The 15613-nt window shown below is 55.0% G+C and carries 16 protein-coding genes; 12 read left to right on the top strand and 4 right to left on the bottom strand.

Annotation, left to right across the window (positions count from 1 at the left end; translation table 11 throughout):
* Positions 1-20: 20 nt before the first annotated feature.
* Positions 21-1790: a GMC family oxidoreductase gene (locus tag OXR04_RS09190; RefSeq protein ID WP_267369750.1), complete on the top strand. Its 1770-nt coding sequence runs from the start codon at positions 21-23 to the stop codon at positions 1788-1790.
* A 4-nt stretch (positions 1791-1794) separates the two neighbouring features.
* Positions 1795-3057: a cytochrome c gene (locus tag OXR04_RS09185; protein WP_267369751.1), complete on the top strand. Its 1263-nt coding sequence runs from the start codon at positions 1795-1797 to the stop codon at positions 3055-3057.
* A gap of 47 nt (positions 3058-3104) precedes the next feature.
* On the opposite strand, the gene OXR04_RS09180 is transcribed toward OXR04_RS09185, so the two are convergent.
* From OXR04_RS09180 to OXR04_RS09170, 3 genes are all read right to left on the bottom strand, one after another.
* Positions 3105-3773, bottom strand: a complete 669-nt coding sequence (locus OXR04_RS09180) for a MarC family NAAT transporter (RefSeq protein WP_267369752.1) — start codon at positions 3771-3773, stop codon at positions 3105-3107.
* Between the two features lie 15 nt (positions 3774-3788).
* A complete protein-coding gene (locus tag OXR04_RS09175; protein WP_046101128.1) occupies positions 3789-4424 on the bottom strand; it encodes a hypothetical protein in 636 nt (211 codons plus the stop codon).
* Between the two features lie 131 nt (positions 4425-4555).
* Positions 4556-5065, bottom strand: a complete 510-nt coding sequence (locus OXR04_RS09170) for a DUF2501 domain-containing protein (RefSeq protein WP_009092330.1) — start codon at positions 5063-5065, stop codon at positions 4556-4558.
* A 103-nt stretch (positions 5066-5168) separates the two neighbouring features.
* On the opposite strand from OXR04_RS09170, the gene OXR04_RS09165 reads away from it, so the two are divergent.
* The 4 genes from OXR04_RS09165 to OXR04_RS09150 all read left to right on the top strand — a co-directional run bounded on the left by OXR04_RS09165 (position 5169) and on the right by OXR04_RS09150 (position 7855).
* Positions 5169-5351, top strand: a complete 183-nt coding sequence (locus OXR04_RS09165) for a hypothetical protein (protein ID WP_267369753.1) — start codon at positions 5169-5171, stop codon at positions 5349-5351.
* Between the two features lie 247 nt (positions 5352-5598).
* Positions 5599-6000, top strand: a complete 402-nt coding sequence (locus OXR04_RS09160; RefSeq protein WP_046101279.1) for a DUF2382 domain-containing protein — start codon at positions 5599-5601, stop codon at positions 5998-6000.
* A 16-nt stretch (positions 6001-6016) separates the two neighbouring features.
* A complete protein-coding gene (locus OXR04_RS09155; RefSeq protein WP_150028693.1) occupies positions 6017-7015 on the top strand; it encodes a YsnF/AvaK domain-containing protein in 999 nt (332 codons plus the stop codon).
* A 399-nt stretch (positions 7016-7414) separates the two neighbouring features.
* Positions 7415-7855, top strand: a complete 441-nt coding sequence (locus OXR04_RS09150; protein ID WP_267369754.1) for a hypothetical protein — start codon at positions 7415-7417, stop codon at positions 7853-7855.
* Positions 7856-7989: 134 nt separating this feature from the next.
* Here the strand turns inward: OXR04_RS09150 and rtcR are convergent, their stop codons facing one another.
* Positions 7990-9570: an RNA repair transcriptional activator RtcR gene (rtcR, locus tag OXR04_RS09145; protein ID WP_267369755.1), complete on the bottom strand. Its 1581-nt coding sequence runs from the start codon at positions 9568-9570 to the stop codon at positions 7990-7992.
* Between the two features lie 183 nt (positions 9571-9753).
* Here rtcR and OXR04_RS09140 point away from each other — a divergent pair, with 183 nt between their 5' ends.
* The 6 genes from OXR04_RS09140 (at position 9754) to OXR04_RS09115 (ending at position 15607) form a co-directional block, all read left to right on the top strand.
* Positions 9754-10977 carry an RtcB family protein gene (locus OXR04_RS09140; protein WP_267369756.1) on the top strand — a complete coding sequence of 408 codons (1224 nt, stop codon included), beginning with the start codon at positions 9754-9756 and terminating at the stop codon, positions 10975-10977.
* Between the two features lie 4 nt (positions 10978-10981).
* Positions 10982-11779: a nucleotidyltransferase domain-containing protein gene (locus tag OXR04_RS09135; RefSeq protein ID WP_267369757.1), complete on the top strand. Its 798-nt coding sequence runs from the start codon at positions 10982-10984 to the stop codon at positions 11777-11779.
* Between the two features lie 22 nt (positions 11780-11801).
* On the top strand, positions 11802-13400 hold the full coding sequence (locus tag OXR04_RS09130; protein ID WP_267369758.1) for a hypothetical protein: 1599 nt from the start codon (positions 11802-11804) through the stop codon (positions 13398-13400).
* Positions 13401-13585: 185 nt separating this feature from the next.
* The gene (locus tag OXR04_RS09125) at positions 13586-14047 is read left to right on the top strand and encodes a hypothetical protein (protein ID WP_267369759.1); all 462 of its coding nucleotides are present in this window, start codon (positions 13586-13588) and stop codon (positions 14045-14047) included.
* A 41-nt stretch (positions 14048-14088) separates the two neighbouring features.
* On the top strand, positions 14089-14463 hold the full coding sequence (locus tag OXR04_RS09120; RefSeq protein WP_267369760.1) for a hypothetical protein: 375 nt from the start codon (positions 14089-14091) through the stop codon (positions 14461-14463).
* 115 nt (positions 14464-14578) lie between these two features.
* The gene (locus OXR04_RS09115) at positions 14579-15607 is read left to right on the top strand and encodes a DUF1176 domain-containing protein (RefSeq protein ID WP_267369761.1); all 1029 of its coding nucleotides are present in this window, start codon (positions 14579-14581) and stop codon (positions 15605-15607) included.
* The last annotated feature ends 6 nt before the right edge of the window (positions 15608-15613 follow it).

Here is a 15613-nt window from a genome sequence, read left to right as displayed (position 1 = left end):
ATCAGGTAAACAGGATTATCATGGCACAGGTTACTAAAAAAGAAGTCGACGTCGTGGTCTGCGGCCTCGGCTGGGCAGGCTCACTGATGAGTATTGAGCTGGCGCTGGCAGGACTGGAGGTGCGCGCCCTGGAGCGCGGCGGCGATCGCGATTATGACGAGTTCGCCTATCCGAAACCGGCAGATGAATATGCCTATGCGGTGCGCAACAAAGTGTTCGCCACCCCGGCGGAAGTGGCGGTCACCGTGCGCTACAACAGCAGCCAGACCGCACTGCCTACCCGTAAATGGGGCGCATTTGCGCCGGGCACCGGCGTTGGCGGCGCAGGCATGCACTGGACGGCGGTACTGATCCGTCCCACTCCGACCGATATCAAGCTCAAAACCTATGTCGACGAGGCGTATAAGCCCGGCATTCTGCAGGAAGATATGCGGGTGATGGACTTCCCCTTCAGCTGGGAAGAGATCGAGCCTTATTACTACAAATTCGAGCTGATCTGCGGCCAGTCGGGCAACACCGGCAACCTGCGCGGCGAAATCCTGCCGGGCGGCGATCCGTTTGAAGGGCCACGTTCTGAACCTTATCCGCTGCCGGCGCTGGAAGACACGCTGAACAATGTGATGTTCAAAGAGGCGGCGCAAAAACTGGGTTATCACCCGTTCCCGAACCCGTCGGCCTGTGTGTCGCGGGCGTGGAAAAACCCTTACGGCAACCAGATCGCCCCCTGCAACTACTGCGGCTACTGCAGCAAATATCCCTGCCTGAACTACTCCAAAGCGTCGCCGCAGACGGCGGTGATGGATGCGCTGAAGCGCATGCCGAACTTCTCTTATGAAGTGAACGCGGAAGTGATTAAGGTGGTGCTGAACGATGATAAGAAAACCGCCAAAGGGGTGATCTACATCGATGCGCAGGGCAATGAGTGCTTCCAGCCGGCGAAAATCGTCGTGCTGAGCAGCTTCCAGCTCTACAACGTGCGTCTGATGCTGCTCTCCGGCATCGGCAAGCCTTACAACCCGATAACCGAAGAGGGCGTGGTCGGCCGTAACTACGCCTTCCTGTCGAACGGCGGCGCGACCCTCTTCTTCAAAGATAAAAACTTTAACCCCTACGCCACCGCAGGCGCGACCGGGCAGATGTTTAACGATATCTCGCCAGGCAACTTCGATGGCCCCGGACTGGGCTTCCTGGGCGGCGCGAAGATCCACAGCTCACAAGCGACCGGCACGCCCATCAGCACCGCACTGCCAAAAGGCACGCCCTCCTGGGGCATGGGCTACAAGGAAGGCCTGGAGGAGTGGTACGGTCATTCGATGAAGATCAGTATCACCACTACCTGTCAGTCTTACCGCGATATCTATCTGGATCTCGATCCGAACTACAACGATCACCGCGGGTTGCCGCTGCTGCGTATGACCTTCAACTGGAAAGAGAATGAGCTGAAGCTGCAGCAACATCTGAAAGGGATCGTCGGCAATATCGCTAAAGAGCTGAACCCCGACAGCATGAGCATGAGCTTCCTGCCGATGGGCGCGGATTTCGATATCACCAAATATGTCTCGACCCACAACGTGGGCGGGGCGGTGATGGGCGATAACCCGAAAACCTCGGCGCTGAACAAATACCTGCAGAGCTGGGACGTGCATAACGTCTTTGTGCCGGGCGGCAACGCCTTCCCGCAGAACTTCCAGGCGAACCCGACCGACACCATCGGTGCGATTACCCTGATGGCCGCACAGGCGATCAAAGATCACTACCTGAAAAACCCCGGCCCACTGGTACAGGCATAAGCGCATGAATAAGCTGAAACTTAACTCTTTTATCGCCAGCAGCGCGCTGCTGCTGGGCAGCCTCTCTGCGCTGCCGGTTCACGCCGACGATGAGGCACAACTGATTAAGCAGGGTGAATACCTCTCCCGGCTCGGTGACTGCATGGCGTGCCACTCGCTGCCGGGCAAGCCTGACTATGCGGGCGGACTGGCGATTAACTCGAACCTCGGCACCATCTTCTCCACCAATATCACGCCCGATAAGCAACACGGCATCGGTAACTACAGCGAGCAGCAGTTTGCTGACGCGGTGCGTAAAGGCATCCTGCCGGACGGCTCCCGTCTTTATCCGGCGATGCCTTACCCCGACTACGCCAGAATCAGCGATGCCGATATCCACGCGCTCTACGTCTACTTTATGAAGGGCGTAAAGCCGAGCGCAGCGCAGCCACCCGAAACCGATCTGAGCTTCCCGTTCAGCCAGCGCTGGGGCATGCGTTTCTGGAACTGGGCGTTCGCGTCCGATAAGCCGTTCCGGCCAATCGGTGGCGCATCAGCCGAGGTTAACCGCGGTGCCTATATCGTGGAGAGCCTGGGTCACTGCGGCAGCTGCCATACGCCGCGCGGCCTGGGCATGAACGAGAAAGCCCTCGACAGCGGTGACGAACAATTCCTGGCAGGTGGCAGCCTGAACCACTGGGCAGTGCCGTCGCTGCGTGGCCTGCCGCACTGGAGCCAGCAGGAGATCGTGGATTATCTGCAGACCGGGCGTAACGATAAGGCGGCGGTGGGCGGCGAGATGACCTCTGTGATTGAGCACAGCAGTTCGCACATGACCGATGCCGATCTCAACGCCATCGCCGCTTACCTGAAGTTCCTGGGCGGCAATCCGCCCCTGCAGGCGTATAACGTGCAGGCGCAGCAGGCAACGGAAGCGAAACTTACCGCGGCGAAAAACCTCAGCGAAGGTGAGCGTCTCTATCTGGATAACTGCGGTGCCTGTCACTTCGTGACCGGCAAAGGCGCACCGGGCGTCTTTCCGGAACTGGATCAGGCGACGATCGTCAACGCCAGCGACCCCACCGGTCTGATCCATACGATCCTGGCGGGCGCGCAGCAACCCTCTGTCGCTAAGGCCCCGTCAAAACTGGCGATGCCTGGCTTTGCCGGACGGCTGAGTGATGATGAAGTGGCGCAGCTGGCGACCTTTATTCGTCAGGGCTGGAGCAACAGCGCGCCAGCCGTGAGTAAAGATCAGGTGGCTGAAGTGCGTAAAACGCTGAAGTAACGAAGAAGGGCTTCCCCCCGGCCGGTCAGGAGAGGGGAACGCCCGGATCAGTGGAAGGTGCGCGCCACTTCCAGCACGCCGTTAATCACAAACTGCACGCCCATGCAGACCAGCAAAAATCCCATCAGGCGCGAGATCGCCTCAATGCCGCTTTTGCCGACCAGCTTCATGATCGCTCCGGAGCTGCGCAGCGAGACCCACAAAATCACACTCACCAGCAGGAAGGTCAGTACCGGCGCGACGCTCAGCACCCAGGCGGGGAAATCGACCCCGCTTTTCACCGTCGAGGCGGAAGAGATGATCATCGCAATGGTTCCCGGCCCGGCCGTGCTCGGCATCGCCAGCGGCACAAAGGCGATGTTCACCGGCTCTTTGGCCTCGTCCAGCTCATCCAGTTTCTGCTTTGCTTCCACCGAATGGCTGGCAGGCTTCGCCGGAAAGAGCATCCGGAAACCGATGAAGGCGACAATGAGTCCACCGGCGATACGCAGGCCGGGAATCGAGATGCCAAAGGTGTTCAGCACCGCATTGCCCGCGTACCACGCCATCAGCATGATGGCGAACACGTAGAGAGACGCCTGCCGCGCCTGACGGTTGCGCTCCTGGAAGTTCATGTCACCCGCCAGCCCTAAAAACAGCGCCACGGTGGTGAGCGGATTCGCCAGCGGCAGCAGCACGACCAGCCCCAGGCTTACCGCTTTAATCAGCTCCAGCATGTCAGATCCCCCTGATTAATGTTTCGGGCGCTCCAGCGCTTCCAGCAACTCGGGGAAGAAGTCCTGCAGGATTTCAGGCGTCATCAGTTCGGGATACTGCATCAGGTGTTCGCGGATGCGTTCGTTGACTTCCGGCAGCAGTCGCTGGGCCGCGGCGCTGGCGGTGATTTTATGCTTCTTCATGGCGCGCAACAGATCGCCCGGCAGAGCGTCTTCGTCGTCGCCGTCATCGACCATCTCCAGCGCGTCCAGCTCATCGAACATCTCCATCAGCGCTTCGGTCTGCGGCGTGCGGGATTCATATTCGCGCGGATGCTCCTCTTCCAGGAAGCGCAGCATGGCGCGCATCGGCGTGCCATCAGGGGAAGCAGGGGGTTCGGCTGCGAACCAGCTCAGCAGCTGGTGCATGGTGACCTGGTGAACACGATAGCCGCTGTCGACCAGCTCATCGGCCAGCAGTTCGGCGGTTTCATTTTCTATCAGACAGATATGCGTGCGGTTGGGTTCGTACTGATCCAGCCACTGATAGATCTCTTCAATCACGCCATCGTCATACTCGAATTTTTTGCTGAGATAGCTGCCGTCCTGCTGGTGGACGCAGGCCTGGATCTGATCGGGGTCGAAGTAAAGTGCGATGTTGATGCCTTTCATGCGTGCTGTCCTGTAGAAACCAAAACAACACTATAGCGCTCAACCCCAGGTTAAGGGAATGTCAGGCATCACAGCACGGGGGAGTTTCCCGCTCCCCGCTGAACCGCGAGGAGAGGGAGGCAGAGAAAGGATCAGGAGATAAAGTTTTTACCCTGCTTCAGGACCACGTCGCAGGCTTTGGTTTTGAGTTTCTCACCCATTGGCGAGTTGCTCAGGCTCTGCAGATTGAGCTGCTGACCGTTACCGGTGTTCAGCAGGCCTGCCAGGCCCTGGGTGTAGTCTGTCTGCTGCTGTTGCGCGGCGGGCGTGGTCAGGCCCAGCTTGCTCAGCACCTGATCTTTCACCGACTGCACATTGTTTTTCACCACGTTATGCTCGACGCAGTACTGCATCACGCCGGCCGCGTTCGTCATGCTACTGGCGCTGACCGCTTTGTCGCCGCCGCCCAGCATGCTGGTAATGGAGGAGAGCGACAGCCCGCCATTCTGCTGCGTGGTGCTGGTGGTATTACCGCTGTTCTGCTGGCTGAGCTGCGACGCTGCACTGCTCAGCTGATCCTGCCAGCTTGCTGCTGATGCACTGCCTGCGACCAGAAGCGCGGCCAGTCCCCATCCCCACACACTGCGTTGTGCCTGTTTCATCTCAACCTCGGTATCTGCTTATTCAGTTTTGCTAAGAGAGGCAAAGGCACAGAAAGTTCCTGAACTTTTTTATTTAATTTTACTTTAAGACTCTTCTGTAATCATGGCGCTGAATAATGAAGTAAAGCGCGGCCTGGGTTATTTCCCGATGCAGCCTGATGGTTGTGTAAATAAAGATTTGGCGCTGAAACATTATTTAATATTCTCGCCCGTTATGGCAGGAATATTCCTGGTTACCGCTAATTTTTGTGGCCTTTTTATCGGCATAAATCCTGATGGCACATAACCAATGGTAACTATTTACCAGTGAAACCAGTTCTTTTCAGGATTTTGTTTTTACTGGTTTTTATATTTTTAGCGCAGCGGTAAAAACTGTGAGTTTATTTTGATTGATGTTAATCGAGGGGGCTGAATATAAATTTCATTCGCCGGAAATTTTATTATTCCGGCTTGCGAAATCAGCGAGAGTGTTCATGCTTAATCACTGTGTCAGGCAGTTGTGGCAGATATTTAATCTTAACGGGAGAGTCAATATGGCTGGGCAGCCAGAACACAATAACTCTGCAGAGGTCGCGCTTAAACTCGCTGAAGAGAAAATAGCTCTGACGAAGCAAAAGATTGTGGATGGACATGTCCGCGTTACCCGTTCCACAACCGAGCATGACGAGGTCATCAGTACACTGCTTAACCGGGATAAGGTTGAGGTTGAGCATGTAGCAAAAGCACAACCCGTAGAGACGATGCCCGATATCAGGGAAGAAGACGGTGTACTGATTGTCCCGGTAGTTGAAGAAGAAATCCAAATCGTCAGAAAACTGGTGCTTAAAGAGGAAATCCACATCCGAAAAGTGCAGGAACATGTTCCTTTTCAGGAAGTGGTGACCCGACGGGAGCAGCAGGTGAACGTTGAGAGAGATGACGATCAAACCCGCTAACAGAGAGGAACCTATCATGGCACAGGAAAAAATCGTAACACTGTTCGATTCTGCAAATCAGGCAGAGGCCGCGAAAAGAAATCTCGTGAAAGCAGGCTTTTCCGATCGGGACATCAGTCTTATCAGTGGAGAGCGTTTAGAGCAGGAAGGGCAGTCAGTCCGCCATCCGAGCCTCTGGCAGCGCCTGTTTGGCCATACCGTCGATAAAGATCAGGCGGATGTCTATACCCGGGCGATGGATAAAGGCGGCGTGGTTCTGACGCTGCGCACCGAAGAGGAGAAGCTGGCTCGCGCCATGACGATTCTCCATTCACATGACTCGGTGGATGTCCCGTCACGTATGCAGAGCACCCTGGATAACGGCACAACCGCGCCGGGCGTTAACCCGACGGCGGGTAAGCAGTTTGCCGGTGAGACTAACGACCGTCAGGTAGAGCCGCGACGCACCTCGCTGACCGGTGACGAGAGCGAAGCCGATATTCTGCGTCTGGCTGAAGAGCAGATTGAAGTGGGTAAACGTCTGGTCAGCGAAGGCTCTACCCGTGTACGCCGCTATACGGTGACCGATACCGTCTCTGAAGAGATTTCGCTGCATGAGCAGCACGCTGACATCTTCCGCCGCTCGGTAAATGAACCCGCGCTGGCCGGAGAGGTGGACTGGTCCGAGAAAACCGTCGAAGTGGCGGAGACCCATGAGCAGCCGGTGATCAACAAAACGGCTCATGTGAAAGAAGAAGTGGTGGTGCGAACCGATGGCAGTGACCGCACCGAGACTATCAATGATACGGTGCGTCGTCAGGAAGTGGATATCGACCATGCCCGCGGCGGTCTGGATAGCGAACTGCCGGGTTCAGCGGCACGAGGCAAACCGGCAACCGCAGGCACGGCCTCACCCGGCGTGCAGAACCGCGACCACAAAGAGAGCCTGACGGAGAAGGTGAGCGAGAAAGCCAGCGAAGTGAAGGATAAGGTTGAAAACAAGCTGCATCATCGTGATTACGACCATTCGCACTGAGGCGCCAACCCTGACAACAGGCGCTGAGGGCAATGCCCGATGCTGAGCATGCACGAAGAAGCCAACCGCAAGGTTGGCTTTTTTGTGGGGGTAGGGATAGCGTCTTTTAATAAGAGAAATCAACAGGACCAGTGCAGGTTTTGATAACAGCGTCGTCCCGTGAAGGGTTTTGTATAGTCATCGGATAACATAAAAACATGCTTATCCTGAAAAATAAAGAAAAAATAAGAGGATAAGGCTTCGCAGGCCACGTTGTCTGAATATGGATCATTCCCTGGCTTTAAGCAGCAATTCCTTACAGGCTATACATTCGCCTGGCGTCAATTTTCAAAAGATATTACCATCAGCCCGCTACCAGACGGCCACGTAAGGCATGAAAATTCTGAGGATTGTTGACGCATGGATAATCGAGCGGCTATTCGGGAAAAAATACTTACCAATAACTTCACGCGAAAAGATTATTCGGTCTTTAAACGAAATATGAAGACCGTAAAAAAGTTGTATCACCCGGATCTGACGGCGCATATAGATATGCCCGAAGCCATTACTCAAATGGCAGAAGACACCAGCAAAATCAGAGGGATTATTCCCGTCTATGTTGTGCTGTTTTTAATGCTGTTCCTGGGTCATGATAAAGTCGGGGCATTAATTTATATTGGTGTTATGACGGCAGTGATGATGATCGTGTTATGGACTAATGCTTCTCAGCGTAGCCTGCCGATCAGCACAGACCTGCGTCTGATGAAGCTGGCTTTTCGGATGCGTAAAATTCTCAAAGTACGTGCCCAAGAGGAAAAAGCCAGGATCAAAGCGGAAAAGAAGCGAAAAAGAGCAAAATAACTGCACCAGGCGAGGAGCCTGACAAATCTCTTACTGTTAACCCCGATGTTCGCAGCGTTGAGTCCTGGCGCGATCCTGAAATGAACAACCCGCGTTTTCAATGCCGGATGAGTATGCGAAGGCTGGCAGGCGCGTTATCCTTTGATGTCTTCCCACTTCAGCTCAAACCGTGCCAGATACTTACGCAGACGATCGGCATCATTGGGCTGTTTTTTTTCCTGTCGGGATACGGCAAACAGGCGTCGGCCGGCTTCGGAAAGCGAATCTGCCGCGCGGCAGACGCTGAGTACTGTCTGTAGCTGGCATTCGTCAAACAGATCGTACTGCGCTGAAGAGGGGGTGGGCTGAACAGCCAGTCGGGCCTGTGAGCACCAGTTGGTACGCAGTCGGGCGATCTCTTCTTCTGCCAGCGCCAGTGAAATGCGGCCCTGGTCCGCAAGGGTCGCCATACGTGTCACGGAAGCGCTCAGCTCACGGAAATTGCCTCGCCAGCAGGCTTCTGCCGAGCAGGCAAAGCGCAGAAAGTGGCTTCTTGCGTCTTTATCAAATCTTACCTGCGTTTGCTGCTCCCGGCTGTAACGCGCCAGCTCAAACTCCAGGTTGGGTTCAATATCTTCGCGGCGCTCGGCGAGACCCGGCAGTTGAAACGTCCACATGTTGATGCGGGCAAACAGATCTTCACGAAAGCGGCCTTCGGCTATCCACTGCTGCATGTCCCGATGCGTACCGGCGACCAGCTGGAAATCACTGCTCACTTCTTTATCCGAGCCATAAGGGAAAAAACGTTTTTCCTCTATGGCATGCAACAGCATCGCTTGCTCATCCAGACCCAGCTCGGCGATCTCATCCAGAAACAGCATGCCGCCATCGGCTTCCCGCAACAGGCCGCCGCGTGCCTGCTGTGCACCCGTAAAAGCCCCTTTAACGTGGCCGAAAAGCGTGGACATCGCATTGTCGCCACGCAGAGTGGCGCAGTTAACCGCCACGAATTTACCCGCCAGCCGGTGGCGGGCATGGCGCAGTTGATAGATGCGTTCAGCAAGGAAAGATTTGCCGGCGCCCGTTGGGCCGGTCAGTAATATCGGTGCGCTGGAGCGCAGTGCAACACGTTCAATCTGCGCAATCAGGCTGTTAAACGTAGGGTTTCGCGTCTCGATGCCAGATTTTAAAAACGAGGTAGAGTGCTGCTGTTCACGCTGAAAACGGCTGGTCAGCGTGGCGTATCGGTTCAGATCGAGATCGATAATGGAGTAGTGACCGAGGGCGGTTGGCCTCTCTGACCCTTTGCTGGCTGGGGAGGTCTGTAAAAGGCGTGCGGGCAGATAGCGGGCTTCGGTGAGTAAAAACCAGCAGATTTGTGCCACGTGGGTGCCTGTTGTGATATGCACCAGGTACTCTTCGGCGTCGGTATTAAAAGGATAGCGGCTGACAAAGTCGAGGAAGCTGCCGTACACCTCTTCGAAATCCCAGGGATCATCCAGCTTAATGCTGTGCAGCACCACTTCGGTTGCAGGTGATGCCTGGGTGATATCTTCCACTACCCGCTTTGCCATATTGATGTCATCAGGCTGACAGATCAGTTCCAGCCGGTCGACCCGAAGATCCTCCTGCTGACAAAGCGCAACGGTAGGCCGCCATTTGCTCCAGCGATTTTCCCGCTTGCCACGTCTATCCAGCACGGTGCCCAGTACGCCAATCACAACATTCGCTTTCATGCCTATCCCATAAGATAAATAACTTATCCGTAAAGATAAGTTTCATCACGGGTTAAGACAATGCGCAGGTCTGTTTTTTTATTAAAACAATTAAAAATCATGTACATAAATTTTATTTTGTCGCGTTCGGGCTTTCTGGCACGGCATTAGCAATGGGTTATCCACAGCAATGAGGAGAACGAAATGAAAAATAGCTATCAGACCCTCCAGCAGGAAAAGGGCGTGCCGATAAAATTGTGGACCCATGGCGTTCCGGTTGAACCAGAAGCGCGCGATCAGCTGCTTAATACGGCAAAAATGCCGTTTATTTTTCGCCATCTGGCGGTGATGCCGGACGTGCATCTGGGTAAAGGATCGACCATCGGCAGCGTGATTCCGACCAAAGGCGCAATTATCCCAGCGGCGGTCGGCGTGGATATTGGCTGCGGCATGATTGCGGTGCGCACCTCGCTGATGGCCAGCGATCTGCCAGACAATCTGTCGGGTGTGCGCAGCGCCATTGAACAGGCGGTGCCGCACGGTCGCACTAATACCCGATCCCGTCGCGATAAAGGTGCCTGGCAAGACCCGCCTCAGGAGGTGGATCGCCACTGGGCCGAACTGGCGCCGCGCTTTAATACGCTAACGCAAAAGCATCCCGCGCTATTTAAAACCAACAATTATCAGCATCTGGGCACTCTGGGAACGGGCAATCATTTTATTGAAGTCTGCCTGGATGAATGCCAGCAGGTGTGGGTGATGCTGCACAGCGGATCGCGCGGGGTAGGGAATGCCATCGGTAACCTGTTTATCGCACTGGCGCAAAAGGATATGCAGCGCCATATCGCTAATCTGCCGGATCGTAACCTCGCTTATTTTGAGGAGGGCAGCAGGCATTTTAACGACTATGTGGAAGCGGTGAGCTGGGCGCAGGATTTCGCCCGTCATAACCGCGAGGCCATGATGGAGCGTGTGCTGGCGGCGATGTCACGTGTTATCAGTAAGCCTTTCAGTACGCACCTGGAAGCAGTGAACTGCCACCACAACTATGTTGAGCGGGAAACGCATTTTGGCGAGTCGGTGCTGGTAACGCGTAAGGGCGCGGTTTCAGCGCAAAAAGGGCAGATGGGGATTATTCCCGGTTCTATGGGTGCGAAGAGCTTTATCGTGCGTGGCCTGGGTAACGAAGAGAGCTTCTGCTCCTGTAGTCACGGCGCGGGGCGAACCATGAGCCGCACGGCGGCGAAAGCCCGGTTTACCGTGGAAGATCAGCGACGCGCTACGGCGCACGTAGAGTGCCGAAAAGATAAAGAGGTCATCGACGAAATCCCGATGGCTTATAAAGACATTGATGCTGTCATGGCCGCCCAGTCTTCGCTGGTGGAAGTGGTGCACACCTTGTCACAGGTTGTTTGCGTAAAAGGATAAAAAAATGAGAACAGGATTGCATGGCGTGAATAGCGCAATGCGCGAACGCGTATGTGGCGTGCTGCGCCAGATAGAAGAAGAGCATTCGGTCAAAGTACTCTATGCCTGTGAGTCAGGCAGTCGCGGCTGGGGCTTTGCCTCACCAGACAGCGATTATGATGTGCGTTTTCTCTATGTCCATAAACCAGAGTGGTATCTGCGTATTGAGCCGCCGCGCGACGTTATTGAGCTACCGATAGACGATACGCTCGACGTCTGTGGCTGGGAGTGGCGAAAAGCGCTGGGCCTGTTAAAGCGAGCCAACCCTACACTGATCGAATGGCTGGATTCGCCTGTGGTCTATCAGCAGGAAGCGGCTATCGTCGCTGATTTGCGGGAAAGAATACCGCTCTGGTTTTCACCATTACGGGCGCGCTGGCACTATCTCTCCATGGCGAAAAAGAACTTTCGGGGATATCTGCAGGGCGACAGCGTGCGGCTGAAAAAGTACTTCTACGTTTTGCGCCCACTGCTGGCGGTGCAGTGGATAGAGGCCGGAAAAGGTGTGCCGCCTATGCGTTTTGAAGATCTGCTGGCAGGGACGGTAACGGATCCCTCTCTGCTGGCCAAAATAGAACAGCTGCTTGCGCGCAAGCAGCGTGCAGGCGAAGCGGAATATGGTGAGCGTATGGATCGCATCCATGCTTTCATCCACCAGTGCCTGGATGAAGGGCGCATCAGTGAAACGCTGCCGGATAGCGAGCGGCGCGACTGCAGCGATCTTGATGCGTTGCTGATGAGAACCGTGCTGAGCATGGCGTAACGGACTAATAAGGGAATAGAAAATGAAAGAGTGGATCGCCAATATCTTCCGTCATCCAGACGAACAGCGTTTTCCGATCGTCTGGTCATCCGATCAGCGCGCTATTTATGATTTTCTGGCGCAGTGGTCAGACGAAACCAGCGTGTTGCCTTACACCGCACAGATGCTGCCTGACGAGCCTGCATGGCAGGAAGTTGAAGAAACAGTTCGCTGGTCGCCCGGCGCGTTAGATGGGGTTTTTAGTCATCATATGGCGAACGACGGTGACCAGGAAAAAGCTGCTCAGGTGACGCAGGCGATCATCCGCGTGCTCCGGCGCAGCAGCAGTAAAAATATGCAGGCGTTTTATCAGCTGGTAAAGCAGGATACACCGCTGGGCTTTATCGATGATCTGTTGAAAATGATAGGAAGTTCTCAGGCGATTGATGCTCGCCGCCTGCGGGCGCTGGTGCTATTTCTGGTAACGCAGGCACCTGACCGCCATGTGGTGAAATTAGCGATGGCGTTGCTGGCGTTTTTCCCGTATCAGCAAAGCGTCAACATTCTGCAGACGTTAGGCTGCCATGATGAATTCACCCTTTATGCCGTGGTGGCGATGCGGGCTATCCTGCCGCCGGAGGAGTTCGCGCTGGTGTGGCTGGCGCTGGCGAAGCGCACTGCTGGCTGGGGGCGTATCCATTTGATCGAGCGACTGCCAGAAACGCTGGATCAGACCATTCGTCAGTGGCTGTTAAGGGAAGGCTATAAAAATGACGTGATGGTGGAATATACCGCCCTGCACTGTGCCGAATATGGCCTGCTGCACGACGCTCTGCAAGGCGAGGTCGATGCGGAGTTGCTAAAGGGAGCCGCTGAAATCCTGCTCGGGATGATCCACGGTGAGCCTGGTCCAGGTATCAGTCACTATGCTTTTGCCGCGCAGGCCTGCGAGCGTTACCTCGCGCATATCGTGCCTGGCGCTGCAGCCGACCTGCTGCATTATAAGGTTGCAGGAGAAATCGGCAGGCTGCTGGATGAAGATTCGTTTGCCAGCGAGGCGGAAACAGAGCGGCTGGGCACGCTGTGCGCGCAGATCCGTGCCTTACCCGAGTGGCCCGCGCTGATTGAAGCAGGGCTGCATGACGATGACGGCATGATTTTTCATATAGCACTTGAGCTTTACAGAGAGAAGGGCGGGGATCCATGGCCCGCGATTTATCAGCGGCACCGTGAAAAGCCGGAAAACGGCCTCTGGTATCAGCTGATGCAGACCGATAATCCGGATTATATTGCGCAGGTTATCGCGCTGGCGGAAAGCGAGCTGGATCTGGACGCCATCGGCTCCGGACCGCAGAAGTCTCTGGGAATGGGGCCGCGGTATCAGCAGCATTCGGCGCTCAGTTTTGTCCTGCAGGATTTAAACCGTTTTCCCGGACAGGGCTGGATACTAATCCGGACAGGCTTAAAAAGCCCGGTGACGCGCAACCGCCATATGGCGCTGAATGCGCTGGCAGCCTGGCCGCAGGATTTACTGCCAGCAGACGCTGTTGTAATAGTGGCAGAGGCTAAGAGCAGGGAGCCGGAAAAGGAGCTTCAGGATAGGCTGGCACAGTTACTGGAGCAACTGCTGGAAAAATATTAACGTCTGATTTGCCGCTTATGAAAGTTGTCTGAAGTAGGGCCAGCGCTTGCCGATGCAGGCGGCTGGCTCGCCTCTGCCGTTGCTGGAAAAGGCGCTGCTCGCTGCTCAGGGCGGTAAAAACGGATAACGGCGTCATATCTTCCTGGATATAATCAGGAACTATCCGCGCAGTCCGGAATGTTTAAATGCATCAGATTATTTCGTTTATTATTTCACTGCTGTCGTTAGCGTTCTTCATTTTGCTCATCTGGTCTTCATTCAGGCCTTTGCCCCGAAAAAAAGGGCCCCCTCCTTCTCCAAGAGAGATGAAAAAGATATCGGCTAATACGCCGATATTGAAAAAATTGGGCATGAATACGGAAGATTATTACTATGACAGCGACTTCCTGTATCAGCAGCGTGAAGGCGAAACACTCTGCAAAGTGCCACTGGAAAATATTATCAGGATAAAAGTCAGCGGAACTGAAGTCAGTAATCGCAGAGTATGGCTGGTGCGTTACCTCACCGGATCATATAGCACCGAAAGGGAGTTCAGAGTCCTGAACAACTACACCCTTTTTAATCGGGATTTTGCCGGTTTTCTTGCCGCCGTGAGAGAGGCTAATCCAGCAGCCGAGGTACAGGAAATGACGTTTGGGCGACTGTGAAATGAGAGAATAGCGCAGTGCGCTTATACAGGAGCAGGGATATGGAACCTGCGTTAGCAGACGTTATTGCTTTTATTCGCGACTTTTCAAAGTATAAACGGGGAATCCTCGATGAAAATACCTGGCTGGAAGAGGACCTGGGTATTACCGGTGATGATGGAGTTGAATTGCTGGAGGAAGCGGAGAACGTTTTTGGCGTGCGCTTTTGTGCAGGAAAAGAGGATTTTCGTCAGGTGTTTTCCCTGAAAGAAAACGAATATCTTTTCCATAGTGAAGGCTTCGACTTTTTGGGGATCGCTTACCTTTGCAGGCGACTACGCGGCATTCCCGAGCCTGCCATCCGCGATCTCTCCATCGGCCAGTTGCACCGTGCGCTGGTTGAAGCGCATAACAAAAAAGAGAGGGTGACGCGATAGTCGCTATCGCTGGATCCATCAGCAGGGACGCCCTCTGCTTAGCAACAGATTGTCATTTCACTCACCTCACATTCAGGGAACAGGAAGCAGCGTGACGGTTATTCAGAAGCGGGTAATGCTAGTGGCAGCGCTTGCCACCCCGGTGATCGCCCAGGAAAGCGGCGTATCTTTTAATCACAAGGCGTGGTCAGTAGCCTGCGATAACACCTTAACCTGCCGTGTCGGCGGGCAAACCACAGAAGAGAATCTGGGCGGCGTGTTGCTGACGCGTGCAGCGGGCGCGGATACCGCCACCTCTGGCGAAATCATGCTGCCGGAGGATGATGAAAATCAGAAGCCGTTGACAACGCTTACGCTCTGGATCAACGGCCAGCGTGTGGGTGACGCGACGCAGAAAGCGCATCGCTGGTGGTTGTCAGATGCGCAGTCGCTGGCGCTGATTCAGGCTATCAAAGGCCGCGGCACAGTGGAGTTCAGAGGGGATAATGAGACCCTTCAGCTTTCCGGTGATGGCGCCTATGCAGCCCTGCTGAAAGTGGATGATGTGCAGGGTCGCATCAACACGCCGGGTGCCTGGGTGAAAAAAGGCGACAGGCCCGAAAAGAGCGTCGCGAAAGCGGTGGCTGTTCCGGTTATCCGGGCGGGACAGATCAGTCACTCCCAGCCCTCTGTTCTGACAAAAGAAGAGGCGGCAGCGCTCAGGCCGCAGCTGCTTGCCGCGTTAACCCAGGACCAGGAATGTGATTATCTGACCGCAGTCGGAGAGAAGGACGTCAACGACCATATTATCAGCGGCGATATTACCGCCACGCCACTGGATGCAACGCACACGTTGCTCTCCACCCAGTGCTGGGGCGCAGCCTATAACCAGGGATACGGCTTCTGGGTCACCGACCCGCAACGTAAAGCGAAGCCGGTGGCCGTCACCACCGACGCACAGACCTGGGAAAAGGGGGTAATCACCAATGTTTCGCTGGCAAGCAGTGCCGGCAGCTGCGTGTTTAAAGAAGAGTGGGTCTGGGATGGCAGGGCGTTTCGTCAAAGCCTGGTGGAAATCAACGATGGCTGCTGGTTTCCACGTTCCCTCGGTGACAGAGTGATACCCACGCTGATATCTGACGTAAAACATGAGGGAATAAAGTGAACCGTA

Source organism: Pantoea sp. GM_Pan_3, assembly GCF_026541045.1.
GTDB classification, from domain to species: Bacteria; Pseudomonadota; Gammaproteobacteria; order Enterobacterales; family Enterobacteriaceae; genus Pantoea; species Pantoea anthophila.
Note: the sequence above shows the minus strand (reverse complement) of the source record. Positions and strands in the feature narration are given on the sequence as shown.